Origin of the sequence: Pseudomonas sp. zfem005 (assembly GCF_032621735.1) — a bacterium.
GTDB classification, from domain to species: Bacteria; Pseudomonadota; Gammaproteobacteria; order Pseudomonadales; family Pseudomonadaceae; genus Metapseudomonas; species Metapseudomonas solani.
Map to the genome: position 1 here is coordinate 37,540 of NZ_JAVYJE010000004.1, position 16,936 is coordinate 54,475.

The following is a 16,936-nucleotide window of genomic DNA, read 5'->3' on the forward strand; positions in this document are numbered from 1 at the left end:
CAACTTCTTCGTCCAGCGCATCGCCATGTGGTGCGCACAGGCTTTCGTAGGATGGTGTAGAGCGAAGCGAAACCCATGCGGTGGAGGTGACAGAAATTCTTTGGTGCCCGGAAATGGCCGTGCTTGAGCGCTTGCATTAAAGTCACAACAGCTAACGCAGACAGAGCCAATGAATTCGCTCCTGCACCAGGGAGGCGCGGTGCAGGGCCGTAGGGTGTGCTGCGCGCACCGGTGAAGATGACGCGCACATCACGGTGAGGCCGGGCATTGAGGGCTGAGCAGCCAAGCAGGTCGGGAGAAACCCGGCGCGCGGTGTGGATCCAGTTGCGAATGTTCGGCATGACCTCGAATGGTGGACCGATGAAGCGTGGTCCACCCAACATTTCGGGACGGTCCGAGGTGGCGGTGGCTACGGGGGCATGGGAGTGGAGCCTTAGGCCATTGCGCTGCTACAGCAACCCGCGCAGGAACTCCGCGAAGCCTTCCGGGGCGCGGGCGTCGAGGCGGGCGCTGGTGTGCACGGCGGGGCGGCTGCTCCAGGAGATGCGCGCGCCGCTGCGTTCGAAGGCGCGCACCAGGTGCAGGTCCTCGTGGGCGGCCAGGGGCGGGAAGCCACCGGCGCGCAGGTAGGCCTCGGCGCTGAAACCGAGGTTGGCGCCGTGCACGTGGCGGTGGTCGTCGTGCTGCTGGTAGTGGGCGTGGTAGCGCGCCTGGGCGTCGAGGTGAATGCCGTCCCACTGGGCGATGCGCACGGTGCCGCAGACCACATCGGCACCCAGGGCCAGCTGCGCGGCCAGCCAGTTGGCGCCGGCGATGCTGTCGGCATCGGTGCAGGCGATCCAGCGTGCGCCCCGGTCCAGCAGCCAGCGCACGCCGGTGGCGCGGGCCTGGCCGACGTTGCGTGCATCGATGGCCAGGGTGGCGATGCCGGCGGCCTCGGCGATGGCGGCGGAGCCGTCGCTGCAGGCGTCCAGCACCGCCAGTATCTGGACGGCTTCACCGCCGAGTTCGGGGTGCGCGGCGGCCTGCAGCACCGAGTCGATGCAGGCGCCCAGCAGCTGTTCCTCGTCATGCACCGGGATGACGACGCCGATCATGCTTCGCGCTCCCGCAGCCCTTCGCGCTCGGCCACCGAGGTGGCGTCGTGGCACCAGACCTCCAGCAGCAGGTCGGGCTCCTCGTGGCGCAGCAGGCGCGGCATGCCGAGGCCTTCATGCAGGCGCGCGTGGACCTGGTCGCCGGTCAGCGGGCAGCCTTCGATCACCGGGCGCCAATGGCAGGCGAGCAGGGTGCCGCCACGGTTCAGGGCCCGTAGTGCGCATCCGATCAGGCGTTCGAGGTCGGCGGCGTCGAGGTAGTAGCACAGCTCGCTGAGGACGATCAGGTCGAAGCGCCCGCTGGGCCATTGCTCCGGCAGGCGCGCCTGCTGCAGGCGCACGTTGGGCTTGTTGGCCAGGCGCTGGGCGGCCAGCTCGATGGCGCGGCCGGAGGTGTCGCAGCACAACAGGTCATGGCAGCGGTCGGCCAGGCGCAGGCTCAGCTCGCCGTTGCTGCAGCCGGGCTCTAAGACCTTGTCGTAGAAGCCGCGGGGCAGGGCGGCCAGCACCAGGTTGCGCTTGCGCTTTTCGTACCAGCGCTTGCGGAAGGCCCAGGGGTCGCGGCTGTCCTGGTAGAGCGTGTCGAAATAGCTGTCGGCCACGCTCACAGGAAGACCAGCTCGAAGGGTTGCTGCAGGCGTTCCAGGCTGGCGGGGGTGAGTACCGGCTGACCGCCGTCCGGGTCCGCGTACAGCTGGCTGGCGAAGGCCTGCACGGCATGGCGCTTGCGGGCCAGGGTCCAGTTGTCCAGTTCCACCTTGCTCACAGGAAGACCAGCTCGAAGGGTTGCTGCAGGCGTTCCAGGCTGGCGGGGGTGAGTACCGGCTGACCGCCGTCCGGGTCCGCGTACAGCTGGCTGGCGAAGGCCTGCACGGCATGGCGCTTGCGGGCCAGGGTCCAGTTGTCCAGTTCCACCTTGCGCGCACGTTCCCAGGGGATGCGCGGGTCCTCGGGGGCGGCCCAGTGCCAGGCCCAGATGGGCACTTCATGGACCAGCGCGCCGACTTCCATGCCGGCTTCGAGCGTGGCCAGGCCCACCGCCTCGTGATCGGCGTGGCCGTCCTCGCGCCAGGTGGTGAAGACCACGTCCGAGGGTTGCAGGTAGGTGATGAGGAAGCGCTTGAGCTCGCCCAGGTGGCGCTCGACGCCGGTGTCCGGGAAGCCGCCGCGCAGCCATTTCAGCTCGGCCACGGGGATGCCCAGCCGGTGCAGCGCCTCGGCGCTCTCCTGGGGGCGCACGATGCCGAGACGGTGCGCCGTCCAGTAGGGCGAGCCGGGGTGGCTGGCGCTGCCGTCGGTGACCGAGATCAGCAGCACCTGGCGGCCCAGCTGGAACAGCAACTGCAACAGGCCGCCGCAGCCGAGCACCTCGTCGTCCGGGTGCGGGGCGACGATCACCGCGCGGGCTTCCGGCGGCACCAGGCGCTCGCAATCGATGCTGGGCACCAGGCCCAGGTGGTGCGAGGCGTTCCAGGCCTGCAGCGGCGTTCCGTCGCCATGGATGAGGTGGGCTCTCATGGCATCCAGCTCCCTGGTGGGGCCAGGGCGGCGAGGCGACCGAGTACGGCGAGGTCGCGCTCGGCGTGGCTCTGGCGGAGGTACACCGGCAGGTCGGCGAGCAACCGGGCCAGGTAGGGGTCGAGGCAATAGGGGGCCGCGCCCAGGGCGTGGCCGACATGCAGGAGGGCCGCTTCGGCCGCGCTTTCGCAGAGGGCGCGCAGGCGGCGCACCTGGCCTTCGGCGTCGGCGCGGGGGTGGCGATCGATCCAGGCGGCGCATTCGCGCAGGGCGCAGGCCGCCCCATGCAGGTGCGCGTCCAGGGCGCCCAGGTGGGCCAGGGCGTGGGGTTCGTCATGTTCGCGGCCGTGCGTCCGCAGGGCCTCGCCAAGGGCCTGGGCGGCGCCGAACCAGCAGGCGGCGATGCCGGCGCCCCCGTGCCAGAAGCCGGGGCGCTCCAGGTAGCCTGCGGCGGCGCCGATGCAGTGGGCGCGGGCCTGCTCGAAGTGCACCGCGACGCTGCCGGTGGCGGCCATGCCCACCGCGTTCCAGCCGCCTTCGCCGACGCGCACGCCGGGCTGGACCAGGGCCACGGCCACCAGTTGCTGCCGGCCTTCCTCGTTCCAGCCGGTGAGCAACGCGTGGCTGAGCACGGCGGCACCCGAGCACCAGGCCTTGGTGCCATCCAGGCGCACGTCCTGCTGTGAGGTGCGGGCGTTGATGCGCACCCGCGCCTGGGGCGGTTCGGCGGCCCAGACGCCCCAGGTGCTGCCGGCCGGCGGAGCGTCGGCGCCCAGTTCATGGAGGATGGCCAGGGCGTCGGTGTGGCCTTCGTAGAGCTTGCACAGGCCCAGGTCGCGGGCGGCGACCCGGGCCAGGGCCTGCCAGCGCGCGAGGGTGGCGCCCGCGCCGGGCGCCGGCAGGCGGTCGAGGCCCTCGGCCACCAGCGCGGCCAGGCGATGACCGAGTTCGCGGGCGTCGGCGCCCGGGCGCGGGTGTTCCGCCAGGCACCCTTCCAGGCGCTCGGCAGGAACGGCCGGGGCGCCCTGCATCAGCCGTTCTCCCGTTGCAGCTCGAAGAGCAGCAGCGAGCGGTTGGTGAGGGTGAACTCGGTGTCGAACTCGAAGCGCTCCAGGGAGCGTTCGTCGGGGCGGTTGGTGTCCAGCAGCAGGGTCCAGGCGGTGCCCTGGGCGACTTCCGGCAGGCGGAAGTTGACCACGTCATGGTGGGCATTGAGCAACAGCAGCAGGGTGGCGTCGGCACCGCTCTTGCGGATGCCGGTGGGCTGCGCGCGGCCGTCCAGGAGCATGCCCAGGCAGCGGGCGTTGCCGTCCTGCCACTGCTCCTCGGTCATCTCGTTGCCGCAGGGCGACAGCCAGGTGACGTCCTTGACCCCGAGTTCCTCGTTGTACTCGCCCACCAGGAAGCGGCCCCGGCGCAGGATCGGGTAGGCGCGGCGCAGGCTGATCAGCCGGCGGGTGAAGTCCAGCAGGCTGCGGCCCTCGTCGTCGAGTTCCCAGTCCACCCAGCCCAGTTCGTTGTCCTGGCAGTAGACGTTGTTGTTGCCCTGCTGGGTGCGGCTGAACTCGTCACCCGCCACCAGCATCGGCGTGCCCTGGGAGAGCAGCAGCGTGGCCATCATGTTGCGCATCTGGCGCAGCCGCAGCTCGCGGATGTCGGCGTCGTCGGTGGGGCCTTCGACGCCGTGGTTCCAGGAGTAGTTGTTGTCGCTGCCGTCGCGGTTGCCTTCGTCGTTGGCCTCGTTGTGCTTGTGGTCGTAGCTGACCACGTCACGCAGGGTGAAGCCGTCGTGGGCGGTGACGAAGTTGACCGAGGCGTAGGGCCGTCGGCCGCGCTGGTTGAACAGGTCGCCCGAGGCGGTGAGGCGGCTGGCGAGCCCGGCGATCTGCCCGCCATCGCCGCGCCAGAAGGCCCGCACGGTGTCGCGGAAACGGTCGTTCCATTCCACCCAGCCGGGCGGGAAGCCGCCCACCTGGTAGCCGCCGGGGCCGCAGTCCCAGGGTTCGGCGATGAGCTTGAGCTTGCTTAGCACCGGGTCCTGGCGGCAGGCGACGAGGAAGCCGTGGCGCTCGTCGAAGCCGTGGGGGTGGCGGCCGAGGATGGTGGCGAGGTCGAAGCGGAAGCCGTCCACGTGCATCTCGGTGGCCCAGTAGCGCAGCGAGTCGGTGACCATCTGCAGCACGCAGGGGTGGCTGAGGTCGAGGGTGTTGCCGGTGCCGGAATCGTTGATGTAGTGGCGGCGGTTGTCGGGCATCAGCCGGTAGTAGGTGGCGTTGTCGATGCCGCGCATGCTCAGGGTCGGGCCCAGCTCGTTGCCCTCGGCGGTGTGGTTGTAGACCACGTCCAGGATCAGCTCCAGGCCGGCGTCGTGCAGGTGCGCGACCATTTCCTTGAACTCGTTGATGTGGCCGCTGGCGAGGTAGGCGGCGTGGGGCGCGAAGAACGCCAGGCTGTTGTAGCCCCAGTAGTTGTTCATGCCCTTTTCCAGCAGGTGCTGGTCGTTGACGAAGCCGTGGATCGGCAGCAGCTCGATGCTGGTGATGCCCAGGGAGCGGATGTGCTGCAGCAGCTCGGCGTTCATCAGCCCCGCGCAGGTGCCGCGCAGGTGCTTGGGCACCGCCGGGTGGCGCATGCTGGTGCCGCGCAGGTGGGCCTCGTAGATGACCGTGGCATCCCAGGGCACGCGCACCGACTTGTGCTCGGGCCAGGTGAAGGCCGGGTCGATGACCTTGGACTTGGGCACGAAGGCAGCGCTGTCGCGCTCGTCGAACGACAGGTCGCCGTCCTTGTGGCCAATGGTGTAGCCGAACAGCGCCTCGGACCAGCGCAGCCCACCCACCAGTTGGCGCGCGTAGGGGTCCACCAGCAGCTTGTTGGGGTTGAAGCGGTGGCCGGCGTCGGGCTCGTAGGGGCCGTGCACGCGGTAGCCATAGATCTGCCCGGGGTGGGCGTCCGGCAGGTAGCCGTGCCAGATCTCGTCGGTGTATTCGGGTAGTTCGATGCGTTCCAGTTCCTGTTCGCCCTTGGCGTCGAACAGGCAGAGTTCCACCTTGGTGGCATGGGCGGAAAACAGCGCGAAGTTCACCCCCAGCCCGTCCCAGGTGGCGCCCAGGGGGAAGGGGTGGCCTTCGGTTATCCGTGAGCGTTGCCTGCTCATTGGGTGGTTCTCCTCATAGGGCGTTCAGTGCGGTTCAGGCCTTGGATGGCTTGGGTGCGGTTTTGGTGGCGCGGGGTTTCTTCAGCAGTGCCGGTTTCTCTTCGGCGGCGGCCTTGCTGGTTCGGGGCTTGCGCGCTGCCGGCGGAGCGGCGATGGCTTCGGGGTCAGCGGCAGTCGCGGCCTTGGCCGGCACTTCCTTGGGCTTGTTCACCCGCCGTGGCTTGGGCGCTGGCGGGCGTTCGCCCCGGGTTTCCGATTCGGCGAGCTTGCGCGCCATCTCCCAGTGGCGCGCTTCCTGGCCGCTGGGTTTGCCTTCCGATTCCCAGATCTGGTACGCGAATTCGCGGATGCGCTGTTCATCTGCACTCATGGCTGCTGCTCCTGATGGGGTCTGAAACACAAGAGGTTGACGGGGAAGTCGGCCAGCGCCTCGGCCAGGGCGATGCACCCTTCGATGGGGTGCAGCGGCGCCCGGGAGAACACGCCGGTAAGCGGGCTGTCGCCGATGGCGGCGGGCAGCACCACGCGGGTGTCGGCCCAGCGCTCGGGCGGAATATGGGGGGTGACGGCCTCGCCCAGCAGCTCGCTGGCCAGGCGCGGGACCAGTACCACCAGGTAATCGCCGCCGTGGCTGCGGGCGAAGGCCAGCACCTGCCCGGCATGGGCGCCTTTCACCTGCAAGGGCTGGTAGTCGCCCCGGGCGAACAGCTCGGCGCGGGCGTAGCGCACCGACAGCACGGTCGCGATCAGTGATTGCTTGATGCGGCCATCACGCCAGGACGCGATCAGCCCGGGCTGGTCGGCCAGCTCGGTGAGGGCGTCGATGCGCCGGGCGAAATCCACTTCGCGGCGGTTGTCCGGGTCCACCAGGCTGAAGTCCCAGAATTCGGTGCCCTGGTAGAGATCGGGGATGCCCGGCGTGGTCATGCGCAGCAGGCACTGGGCCAGGCCGTTGAGGGCCCCGGCGGGGGCGATGGCGTTGGCTGCCGCGGCGATCTCGATGCGCAGCTCGCGGGCGGTGTCGCGGGCCAGCAGGTCATGGAGGAAGGTGCGGCAGGCCACTTCATAGGCGGCGTTGGGCGCGCTCCAGCTGCTGTGCAGCTTGGCCTCGCGCAGGGCCTTTTCCTGCCAGCGCAGCAGGCGCTCCAGGTAGGCGTTGAGGGCGTGGCGGTCGTCGGCGTCCAGGTCCAGCGGCCAGCTGCCGAGCAGGCACTGGTAGAGCATCAGCTCGTCGGCCGCGCTGGGCGCGCCCTGGTTGTCCAGCACCTCGCGCAGCGGCGTGGCCAGGCGGCGCCAGTGCTCGCAGCGGGCGGCGAACCAGGCGGAGCGTTCGCTGAGCACCGCCAGGCGTGCGCGGTTGTCTTCGCCGCGCTTGTGGTCGTGGGTGGCGGTGGTCAGCAGGTTGCCGGGGAAGTGCTGCGAGCGGGCCAGGCATTGGGCGTGGAAGTCGCCGACCGGGCCGCTGAACTGCTGCGGGTCGAAACCCACGTCGTTGCGCGAGAGCAGCACCGCCGAGCGGTAGCAGGCGGTGTCTTCCACCGCCTTGGCCGCCGCTGGCGAGGTGAGCTGCTGGAAGCGCGCCAGCACCTTGCGCCGCAGCGTGCGTTGCGGCCCTGGCGGCACCTCGCGCAGGGGCTGGCCGCCCAGCCAGCGGTCGAGATGCTGCAGCAGGGGCTGGTCGGCTTCGCCCAGGGTGCTGCGGGCGCCGGCCAGGGCCTGCTCGAAGACCCGCCGGTCCTGTTCGGAGCGGCCGAGGGCGCCGGCGTAGGTGCGGTACACCGGGAAATGCACGATGAGCTCCAGCAGCGCACGGCGGATGGCGCCCAGGGTCAGGTCGCGGGTGGCGATGTCCTCGCGGGCCACCAGCAGCAGGTTCTGCGCTAGGTTTTCCAGGTCGCCTGCCAGGGAACTGGTGAGCACCAGTTGGCGGGCTTCGCGCACTTCATCCTCGAAGCGCCCGGAGCGGCCGCTGAGGGTGCTCCACAGGGCCGTGAGCTGCAGTTCGCCGAGGGGCGAGTGCTGCAGCAGCGACACCTGGTTCATGAATTCGTAGCCGGTGGTGCCGTCCACGAGCCAGTCGCGGGACAAGCGCTCGCCCGGGCCGAGGATCTTCTCCACGTAGATGGGGAAGTGCTGGCCGAGCAGGGCGCGCGGACGCTTGTCCAGCAGGCCCTCGACGCGCCGGCGCAGGCGGCGGCAGTAGCCGCGCGGGTCGGCCAGGCCGTCGACGTGGTCGATGCGCAGGCCGTCCACCAGGCCGGCTTCGATCAGCTCGAAGACCTTGGCGTGGGTGGCCTCGAACACCTCGGGGCGTTCCACCCGCAGGCCGCCCAGCTCGTTGATGTCGAAGAAGCGCCGCCAGTTGATGTCGTCGGCGGCGGTGCGCCAGCTGGCCAGGCGGTAGTGCTGGCGCTCCAGCAACTGGTGCAGGCGTTCCAGGCCCTCGGGCGTGTCGGGATGGTAGCGCTCCAGGGCACGCAGCAGGGGCTCGTCGCTGGGCGCGGCGGCTAGCTGGCGGCGCAATTCACCGGCCTGTTGCCAGGCCTCGGGCTGCCCCTCCAGGGCCTCGAAGCGCGCGGCCAGCTCGCTGAGCACGGGGGCATCGCTGGCCCGCAGCAGCTCGCCGTAGCTGGGCGGGGTGAGGGGGAAGCGGTGGTCGAAGTGCTGGGCATAGAGGCTGCCGCTGTCGGCGTCGTAGCGCAGGGCGATCTCCCCGGCGGCCAGCACCTCGCCATAGTCGCTGCGCAGGAAGGGCACCAGCAGCTGGCCGCGCAACAGCGGATCGTGGGAGCGCCACTGGATATCGAAGAACTGCGCGTAGGGGCTGCCACGGCCCCATTCGAGGACGTCGAGCCACCAGGGGTTGTCGTCGCCGCCTACGGCCATGTGGTTGGAGACGATGTCGAGGATCAGCCCCATGCGTTGTTCACGCAGGGCGGCGACCAGGCGCTTGAGCGCCGCCTCGCCGCCCAGCTCGGGGTTGACCCGGGTGGGGTCGACCACGTCGTAGCCGTGGGTGGAGCCGCTGCGCGCGGTGAGCAGCGGCGAGGCGTAGAGGTGGCTGATGCCCAGGCGCGCGAAGTAGTGCACCAGGGGTACCGCGTCGTCGAGGGTGAAGCCCCGGTGGAACTGCAGGCGCTGGGTGGCGCGGATCTCACTCATGGCCCTGGTCCTCCACCTGGCGGCGTGCTTCGTCGAGGCGGTGCAGGCGTCGCTCGGCGGCGGGGCCGTCGAGCATGGTCGCGGCGGGTTCCGCCCAGCGCCGCCGCCAGTTGGGGTGGTGGTCACCGGGGCCGGGCAGGTTGGGCTGTTCGTCGCTGCCCATCACGTCTTCCAGGGGCAGCAGCACCAGGGGCGCGGGGGTGCGGCCGATGAAGCCGATGCAGGCATCCAGCTGCTCGTCGTTGTCGCGTTCGCCTTGCAGCGCCTGGGACTGGTCGCTGGCGTAGAGCGCGGTGGTCAGGGCGAGCTTTTCCCGGGCGCGGGTCTCGCGGTCGCCGTGGCTGTGCTCGGCGCTGCGCTGGCCGGTGATCTCGCGCCACTCGATATCGCGGCCCAGCAGCCAGCCGCGCATGCTCGGCAGGTCGTGGGTGGTGGTGGTGGCGAGGGCGTCGCGGGGCCAGCTGTGGGGCGGCAGGAAGCGGCCGTCGCTTTGCTCGAAGAGCAGCACGCGCATGCCGAGGATCATCCGCTGCGCCAGTTCCTCGCGCAGGCCGGCGGGCACGGTGCCGAGGTCTTCGCCGATGACCAGGGCGCGGTGGCGGAAGGATTCCAGCGAAAGCAGGCGCAGCAGGTCCTGCAGCGGGTAGTTGAGGTAGGCGCCGGCTTCCGGCGGCGCGCCCTGGGGCAGCACCCAGAGGCGCTTGAGGCCCATCACATGGTCGATGCGGATGCCACCGGCGTGGGCCAGGTTGGCCTGGAGCATCTCGATGAAGGCGCGGTAGCCGTGGCGTTGCAGCCCTTCGGGGGAGAAGGCCGAGACGCCCCAGCTCTGCCCGGAGCGGTTGAGGATGTCCGGCGGCGCACCCACGGTCACGGCGGGCAGCAATTCGGCCTGGCGCGCCCAGGCCTGGCTGCCGGCGCCGTCGGCCCCCACGGCGAGGTCGGCGATCAGGCCGATCTTCATGCCGGCGCCACGGGCGGCGCTTTGCACCCGATCCAGCCCCCGGGCCACCAGCCACTGGCAGAAGGCGTGGAAGGTGACTTCCTGTTCGTGCTCGGCGGCGAAACGCTGCACGGCCTCGTGGTGGGGGTCGCGGTATTGCTCGGGCCACACGCGCCAGTCGGTGGGCAGGCCGCTGCGGCTCATGAAGCCGTGCAGGGCCTCGAAGCGGCAGTGTTGCAGCAGGGCATCGCCGCCGTGCTGGCGGAAGCTGGCGAAGTCGGCGCTGAAGGCGTTCTCCGGGCCGGCGAAGCCCGCGAACAGCTGGCGCAGGATGGCCTGGCGGCTGGCGGCCACGGCGGGCCAGTCGATCAGCGGCTCGGCCTCCAGGCGCGCCAGTTCGGCGCCCAGGCCGCTGGCGCTGATGGCTTCCTGCAGGGCGCGCTCGCCGAGGATGCAGCCGGGGGCGGCGTGCAGCACGTTGAACAGCAGGCGGCTGGAAGGCGAGTAGGGGCTGTAGTTGTAGCTGTTGGCGCTGAACATGGCGTGCACCGGGCTCAAGGCGATGGCATCGGCGCCCTTGGCCGCGGCGCTGCGGGCCAGTTCCTCCAGGGTCTGGGTGTCGCCGAGGCCACCGTCGCCAGGGCGGCGCAGGGAGTACAGCTGGGCGGTGAGGCCCCAGATGTGGCGGCGCTGGTGGTCGCTGAGCTGGGCCACGCTCTGGCAGGCCGGTGGCGCCACGGCCAGGGTCAGGGCCTGGTCGCCGATCAGCAGGCGCTGGTAGCCGCAGGCGGAGATGGCGGGCAGGCGGCCTTCGTGGTCGAGGCGGGCGTCGATCCGGGCGCCATCCTCCAGTTGCAGCTGGAAGGGGGTGCCGGCGGCGAAGTGGCGGGCCAGGGACAGCGGCTGGCCCTGGTCCAGGGTTAGCAGCGGGGCGAGGGCGGCCTGGCTGCGCTGCTGTTCGAGGTGGGCCAGGGCGGCGTGCAGCTGCTGCTCGCTCTGCGCCGGGTAGCCGAGGGCTTCGAGCAGCGCGCGCTGGGCCTCGGGCGCCACCTGCTGGGGGCGGCCGTCGGCGTCGGTCCAGTGGATGCTGAGGCCGGCGGCACCGGCCAGTTCGGCCAACAGGGCGTCGCTCATGCGCTGTCCTCCAGGGTTACGGCGACGCTGCGCGAGGCCAGCAGGCCCTGGCGGTAGTCGTCCAGGGCCGTGCGGTGGGAAAAGATCACCCGCGCGCCTTCACGGGGCAGCGGGGCGCGTACCGGCTCGGCGGCGAGGTTGAGGTCGATGCGCAGCAGGCTGCCGTCGCCCAGGCGCCAGCTGGCCGAGACGGCCTTTTCCTCCAGCACCCGGGTGCCGATGGCCTGGCTGCCGGGCAGGCGCGGCACCAGATGCGCGTGGCGCAGTTCCAGCAGGCGCCGGTAGTACACGCGCCAGGCCTGCTGGGCGGGCTCGGTGCAGGTGGCGCAGTCGGGAATGGAGCCGGTGAAGGTGCCCAGGGCGTTGGGGTCGGGAATGCTCTGGCGGATCTGCTCGTCGGCGAACACCGCGAACTCGCGGAACTCGTTGCGCCGACCGTCGCGCACCGCGCGGCCCAGTTCCTCGTTGTGCGAGGTGAAGAACAGGAAGGGCTGGCGTGAGCCCCATTCCTCGCCCATGAACAGCAGCGGGATCATCGGGCTGAGCAGCAACAGGGCAGTGGCGGCCTTGAGTTCGTCGGGCTCGGCCAGGCTCGCCAGGCGTTCACCGAAGGCGCGGTTGCCCACCTGGTCGTGATTCTGCAGGAACAGCACGAAGGCGGTGGGCGGCAGGTGCACGCTGGGTTCGCCGCGCAGGTGGCCGCGGCGGGTGGCCTCGCCCTGATAGACGAAGCCCTCGCCCAGGCAGCGCGCCAGCTTGCTGGTGGGGTCGCTGGCGAAGTCGGCGTAATAGCCCTCGTGCTCACCGGTGAGCAGCGCGTGCAGCACGTTATGGCCGTCGTCGTTCCACTGCGCGTCGTAGCCTTGTTCCAGCAGGCCGGCGTCGTTGTCTTCGTTCTCCAGCACCAGGTGCAGGTGGCGGCCGTTGCCGGCGGCCGCGCGCAGGCGGCTGGCCAGTTCGGTGAGGAAATCCTTCTCGGCGATGGCGTGCACGGCGTCGAAGCGCAGGCCGTCGACCCGGTAGTCGAGCACCCACATCAGGGCGTTCTCGCAGAAGAAGTCGCGCACCTGCACCTGGCGGAAGTCGATGGCCGGGCCCCAGGGCGTCTGCCGTTCGGCATTGAAGAAGGCGCTGGCGTACTGGCCCAGGTAGTTGCCGTCGGGGCCGAAGTGGTTGTAGACGACGTCGACGAACACCATCAGGCCCAGGCCATGGGCGCTGTCGATCAGCCGCTTCAAGGCTTCCGGCGTGCCGTAGGTGCTGTCGGGGGCGAAGGGCAGCACGCCGTCATAGCCCCAGTTGCGCGCGCCAGGGAACTCCCCCAGGGGCATGAGTTCGATGGCGGTGACGCCCAGTTCCTTGAGCCCGGGCAGCAGGGCCTCGACCCGGTCGAAACCGCCCAGCAGGCCGACGTGCAGCTCGTAGATCACCGCCTCGTGCCAGGGCCGCCCGCGCCAGTCCGGGTGGCGCCAGCGGTAGGCCTCGGGGTCGACCACCCGGCTGAAGCTGTGGGGGCCGTCCTCCTGAGCCCGCGAGGCCGGGTCGGGCACGCGCAGGCGTTCGTCGATCAGGTAGCGGTACAGGGTGCCGGCGCCCACGGGCAGGTGGCAGCAGTGCCAGCCTTCGCCGTGGGCACGCAGCGGGTGGCGGCTGCCGTCAGCCAGTTCCACTTCGACGAAGCGGGCGTCGGGTGCCCAGAGGGCGAAGCGCGTGGTGCCGTCCTCCTCGAGCAGCGCCCCATGGCTGCGCGTGAGGGGAAACATCAAGCCGGGCCCTCCGCCTGCAGCGCCACCGAGGTGGCCTTGAGCAGCCGTTTGTAGAGCCGGTCGTAGGGCTTCACCGATTGCCGCCAGTAGAGCGGCGAGGCCATGGCCTGGCAGCGCATGGCGTTGAGCAGCTCGGGGTGGCGGTAGACGTTGAGGGCGCGCTGCACGGCATCCAGGTAGCTGGCGGCATCGGCCTCGCGGAACAGGAAGCCGGTGACACCATCCTCGATGGTGTCGGCCAGGCCGCCGGTGCGCCGGGCGATGGGCAGCGAACCGAAGCGCTGGGCGTACATCTGGCTCAGGCCACAGGGCTCGAAGCGCGAGGGCATGAGCAGGAAGTCGCTGCCGGCGAACATGCGCCGGGCGTCGGTTTCGTTGAAGCCCACGTGCACGCCGATGCGCCGCGGGTGGCGCTGGGCGAGGTCCTGCATGGCCGCTTCCAGGGCCGGTTCGCCCCGGCCGATGATGGCCATGCGACCGCCGCCTGCGACGATGGCGTCGGCGATCTCCAGGGTCAGGTCGATGCCTTTCTGCTGCACCAGGCGCGAGACCACGGCGAACAGCGGGCCGTCCATGGGCTCCAGGTCGAAGAGCTTCTCGACGTATTCGCGGTTCTCGCGTTTGCCCTGCCACAGCTGGGCGCTGAAGCTGGCCACCAGGTGCTCGTCGGTGCGCGGGTCCCAGCTTTCGTCGATGCCGTTGGTGATGCCGCTGAGCTGGCCCTGGTCGACACGGTGCTTGAGCATGCCTTCCAGGCCGCAGCCGAAGTCCTCGGTGGTGATCTCGTGGGCGTAGTTCTCGCTCACGGTGGTCACGTGGTTGGCGTGGGCGATACCGGCCTTGAGGAACGACAGCTTGCCGTAGAACTCCATGCTCTCGTGGCTGCAGGCTTCCGGCGGCAGGCCCAGTTCGGGGCTGCATTGCGGGTCGATCAGGCCCTGGTAGGCGAGGTTGTGGATGGTGAACACGCTGGGCGTGGTCTGCCCGCGCCAGGCCATGTAGGCCGGGGCGAGGCCGGCGGGCCAGTCGTTGGCGTGGATCAGCTCCGGGCACCAGCTGAGGCAGGCGGTTCCGGCAGCCAGCTCGGCGGCGGCCAGGCCCAGGCGGGCGAAGCGGATGTGGTTGTCCGGCCAGTCACGGCCGTTGGCGTCGCCGTAGGGCGTGCCTTCGCGCTCGTAGAGCTCGGGGCAGATGATCACGTAGACTATCAGCCCGTCGGGCAGGTCCATGCGGCCGATGCGGCAGGCGGGCAGGGCGGCGTGCCCCGGCACCCGGCCGATCACGCGGATCGGGTGGCCACTCTCCAGCACCTGTCGGTAGCCGGGGATGAGGACGCGAACGTCATGTCGGGAAGCCAGGGCACGGGGCAGGGCAGCAGAAACGTCCCCCAGGCCGCCGACCTTGACCAGGTCGGCGAACTCCGAGGTGACGAAGAGAATTCTTTTCTTGTTGGTGTGCAGGCTTTCAACATGCAGCTGGGGGCGATTGGTCATGGAACTCAAACCCCCGAGCTGAGCGCTCGCTACAGCATTTCCCATATCATCCTCCGCTATCCGAGATTCCCTGATACGGGGATGCCGTCCTCGCCACCCATGCGCGGGCCATCGTTCCTGCATCGCACAAACGCCGATGCCAGTTGGAAAGATGAGTTTGAAAACCGGGCACAGACGTCACATCCCCACATAAACCCTGACTGGACGCAGCGCGGAGAAGTTTCGACTTTTTTTCCTTCCAGCCGGCTGTCGGGGAACTTTGGCGATGGCGGTTGTCGTCGGCTGCCGCATCGCGAATGAATTCGCTCCCACGACATGCGCGCCCGTCGCCTGGGACGGTGGATTGGGGGAACTCGGGGGCGCGGGGGTATTCCTAGCCTCTACAACAGGTACAGCGATACCCGGAGGCCGTCATGCAGAGCGTCGAGCAGGTTGTGAGTTTCCTCGAGAAGTACCAGCTGTCCCTGGTGACCGCCGAATCCTGCACCGGGGGGCTGATGGCCTCCCTGCTGGCCGGCGTGCCCGGCTGTGGCGCGGTGCTGGACCGCGGCTACGTGGCCTATTCGCCCACCGCCAAGCAGCAGTGCCTGGGGGTGGACCCGGCGACCATCGCCCGTTACGGGCTGACCAGCGAAGAGGTAGCGCGGGAGATGGCCCTGGGCGCCCTGGCCAACAGCGAGGCCAGCGTGGCCCTGGCCAACACCGGCCTGGCCGAAGCCGAAGGCCCCCTGGACGGCCTGGTGTGCGTCGCCTGCGCCATGCTGATGGACGGCGAGCCCTGGGTGGTCAGCGAGCAGTTGCGCTTCGACGGTGACCGCAACCAGGTGCGCGAGGCCGCCGCCCAGCATGTGCTGCTGCAATTGCCCTATTACTACGAGCGCCTGCACCAGGCCATTGCCGCGCGGCTGCCAGGCGCGGCGGCCAACGGCTGAGTCACACCGGCGGCTGGCGCTCGGGCTCGACGATGGGTTCCGGGTGCCGCCCGACCAGCTCCGGCGCTTCGCTGCGGGTCAGTTCGGCGCGCAGCTGCGGCAGGCAATGCGGGTAGCGGTGGGCGATGAAGTTCAGCAGGTTCTCCCGCAGGTAGCAGCGCAGGTCCCAGTTGCGGGAGGAGTCGATGGAGCTGACCAGCACCCGCAGCTGGATGGAGCGCTCGGTGGTGTCCACCAGCTGCAGCACGCTGACGCGGCCGTCCCACAGCTGCGGCACTTCCTTGCACAGGCGGTCCAGCTCCTGGCGCAGCGGGTCCAGCGGCATCTCGTAATCGGCCCAGAGCACCACCGCCCCGGTGATCGACGAGCTGACCCGGGTCCAGTTCTGGAAGGGGTTCTCGATGAACCACTGCAAGGGCACCACCAGGCGCCGGTCATCCCAGATGCGCACCACCACGTAGGTGCCGGTTATTTCCTCGATGCGCCCCCATTCGTTCTCGACGATCACCACGTCATCCAGGCGGATGGGCTGGGTGATGGCGATCTGCAGGCCGGCGATCAGGTTGCCCAGCACCGGTTTGGCGGCGAAGCCCACCGCCAGGCCGGCGACGCCCGCCGAGGCCAGCAGGCTGGTGCCGAACTGGCGCGCGGTGGGGAAGGTCATGAGCATGGTGGCGGCGCCGAACAGCAGCACGAAGAAGCTCAGGGTGCGCACCAGGACGCGGGTCTGGGTCTGGATGCGGCGGGCGCGCAGGTTGTCGCTGATGTCCACCGGGTTGTGCAGCAGGATCACCTGTTGCACCGCGTCCACCGCACGCAGGCCGAGCCAGGTGAAGGTGCCGATGATGGCCATCGAGGTGAGCTGGCGCAGCGGGCCGATGAACAGCAGGTTGTCGGGGGCGGCGCTCCACACCGTCTGCAGGCCCAGCAGAGGCAGCAGCAGGTAGAGCGGCCGGCGCACGCGCTGCAGCAGTTCGCGCAGGAACAGCACCGGCTTGGCCAGGCGAACCAGCACGCGCATCACGCCGCGCGCCACCAGGCTCAGGATCAGCACCACCGCTGCGGCGGTGAGCAGGGCCTTGAGCTCCGGCAGCGGCAGGTAGGGCAGCCAGTCTTCGAGCATGGGAAACCTCCGGGATCGCGGTAACCCTGTTAGTGACCCGAAGCCCGATGATGGGTTCGGGTGGATTGCCCCGACCGTTCTTGTGGCGCTTGCGGCGACTGTAGGGGCGACTTCAGTCGCCCAGCGATGCGCCGCATCGCGCCCAGCCCTCATCCCCCTCGCATCCCCGGGCTGAAGCCCGGGCTACGAATCCGACGGTTCCATGAGTCAGATAAATCTCCTGAACCGCCGCGCAACGGCGCGGCCGAAGTACAGGAGCCCCTTGCCTGGAGAAGCCTATGAATGCCGAAGCCCAAGCCTGTGCCGATGCCTGCCTGGTGTGTGCCGACGAATGCGCGCAATGCGTGACCGCGAGTCGCCTGGATGAGGGCGGGGAGTACCTGGAACGCTGCATCGAGCTGAGCCGCGAATGCGCGGATAGCTGCCTGCTGATGCAGGAGCTGGTGGAGCGCGAGAGCGCCCAGGTGGTGGGCTTCGGCAAGTTCTGCGCAAGCATGTGCCGGCTGTGCGCCGCCGAATGCCGGCGCCATGACCTGGCGCACTGCCAGCGGCTGGCCCAGGTCTGCGAGGACTGCGCGCAGCAATGCCAGGGCCTGGCCCTGGCTGCCTGA

General features: G+C 69.9%; 14 protein-coding genes. 2 read left to right on the top strand and 12 right to left on the bottom strand.

What is annotated here, in order from left to right; genetic code table 11:
- Positions 1 to 449: 449 nt before the first annotated feature.
- From RTW82_RS09790 to glgA, 11 genes are read right to left on the bottom strand one after another with little or no spacing between them, the layout of a single operon-like run.
- The gene (locus RTW82_RS09790; RefSeq protein ID WP_316924966.1) at positions 450 to 1,097 is read right to left on the bottom strand and encodes a glycosyltransferase; all 648 of its coding nucleotides are present in this window, start codon (positions 1,095 to 1,097) and stop codon (positions 450 to 452) included.
- Positions 1,094 to 1,705 (bottom strand): class I SAM-dependent methyltransferase, encoded by a 612-nt coding sequence (locus RTW82_RS09795; RefSeq protein ID WP_316924967.1) that lies wholly within the window; start codon positions 1,703 to 1,705, stop codon positions 1,094 to 1,096. The genes RTW82_RS09790 and RTW82_RS09795 overlap by 4 nt, the downstream gene beginning before the upstream one ends.
- Complete coding sequence (locus RTW82_RS09800; protein WP_316924968.1) at positions 1,702 to 1,863, bottom strand: hypothetical protein; 162 nt, start codon at positions 1,861 to 1,863, stop codon at positions 1,702 to 1,704. The genes RTW82_RS09795 and RTW82_RS09800 overlap by 4 nt, the downstream gene beginning before the upstream one ends.
- Entirely contained in the window at positions 1,860 to 2,615 is a 756-nt protein-coding gene (locus tag RTW82_RS09805; protein WP_316924969.1) for a PIG-L family deacetylase, read from the bottom strand. The genes RTW82_RS09800 and RTW82_RS09805 overlap by 4 nt, the downstream gene beginning before the upstream one ends.
- Positions 2,612 to 3,646 carry an acyl-CoA dehydrogenase gene (locus RTW82_RS09810; protein ID WP_316924970.1) on the bottom strand — a complete coding sequence of 345 codons (1,035 nt, stop codon included), beginning with the start codon at positions 3,644 to 3,646 and terminating at the stop codon, positions 2,612 to 2,614. Before RTW82_RS09810 ends, RTW82_RS09805 begins: the two co-directional genes overlap by 4 nt.
- Positions 3,646 to 5,772, bottom strand: a complete 2,127-nt coding sequence (glgX, locus tag RTW82_RS09815; RefSeq protein ID WP_316924971.1) for a glycogen debranching protein GlgX — start codon at positions 5,770 to 5,772, stop codon at positions 3,646 to 3,648. Before glgX ends, RTW82_RS09810 begins: the two co-directional genes overlap by 1 nt.
- A 34-nt stretch (positions 5,773 to 5,806) precedes the next feature.
- Entirely contained in the window at positions 5,807 to 6,142 is a 336-nt protein-coding gene (locus tag RTW82_RS09820) for a DUF2934 domain-containing protein (RefSeq protein WP_184490382.1), read from the bottom strand.
- A complete protein-coding gene (locus RTW82_RS09825; RefSeq protein WP_316924972.1) occupies positions 6,139 to 8,934 on the bottom strand; it encodes a malto-oligosyltrehalose synthase in 2,796 nt (931 codons plus the stop codon). The genes RTW82_RS09820 and RTW82_RS09825 overlap by 4 nt, the downstream gene beginning before the upstream one ends.
- Positions 8,927 to 11,011, bottom strand: coding sequence for a 4-alpha-glucanotransferase (malQ, locus tag RTW82_RS09830; RefSeq protein WP_316924973.1), 2,085 nt, complete (start codon positions 11,009 to 11,011; stop codon positions 8,927 to 8,929). Before malQ ends, RTW82_RS09825 begins: the two co-directional genes overlap by 8 nt.
- Positions 11,008 to 12,774, bottom strand: coding sequence for a malto-oligosyltrehalose trehalohydrolase (treZ, locus tag RTW82_RS09835; protein ID WP_316925238.1), 1,767 nt, complete (start codon positions 12,772 to 12,774; stop codon positions 11,008 to 11,010). The genes malQ and treZ overlap by 4 nt, the downstream gene beginning before the upstream one ends.
- Complete coding sequence (glgA, locus tag RTW82_RS09840; RefSeq protein WP_410478783.1) at positions 12,774 to 14,315, bottom strand: glycogen synthase GlgA; 1,542 nt, start codon at positions 14,313 to 14,315, stop codon at positions 12,774 to 12,776. The genes treZ and glgA overlap by 1 nt, the downstream gene beginning before the upstream one ends.
- A 368-nt stretch (positions 14,316 to 14,683) precedes the next feature.
- Between glgA and RTW82_RS09845 the strand changes: the two genes are divergently transcribed.
- Positions 14,684 to 15,202 (top strand): CinA family protein, encoded by a 519-nt coding sequence (locus RTW82_RS09845; protein ID WP_316924975.1) that lies wholly within the window; start codon positions 14,684 to 14,686, stop codon positions 15,200 to 15,202.
- Position 15,203: 1 nt separating this feature from the next.
- On the opposite strand, the gene RTW82_RS09850 is transcribed toward RTW82_RS09845, so the two are convergent.
- Positions 15,204 to 16,325: a mechanosensitive ion channel family protein gene (locus RTW82_RS09850; RefSeq protein ID WP_316924976.1), complete on the bottom strand. Its 1,122-nt coding sequence runs from the start codon at positions 16,323 to 16,325 to the stop codon at positions 15,204 to 15,206.
- 278 nt (positions 16,326 to 16,603) lie between these two features.
- Here RTW82_RS09850 and RTW82_RS09855 point away from each other — a divergent pair, with 278 nt between their 5' ends.
- Entirely contained in the window at positions 16,604 to 16,936 is a 333-nt protein-coding gene (locus RTW82_RS09855) for a four-helix bundle copper-binding protein (protein WP_316924977.1), read from the top strand.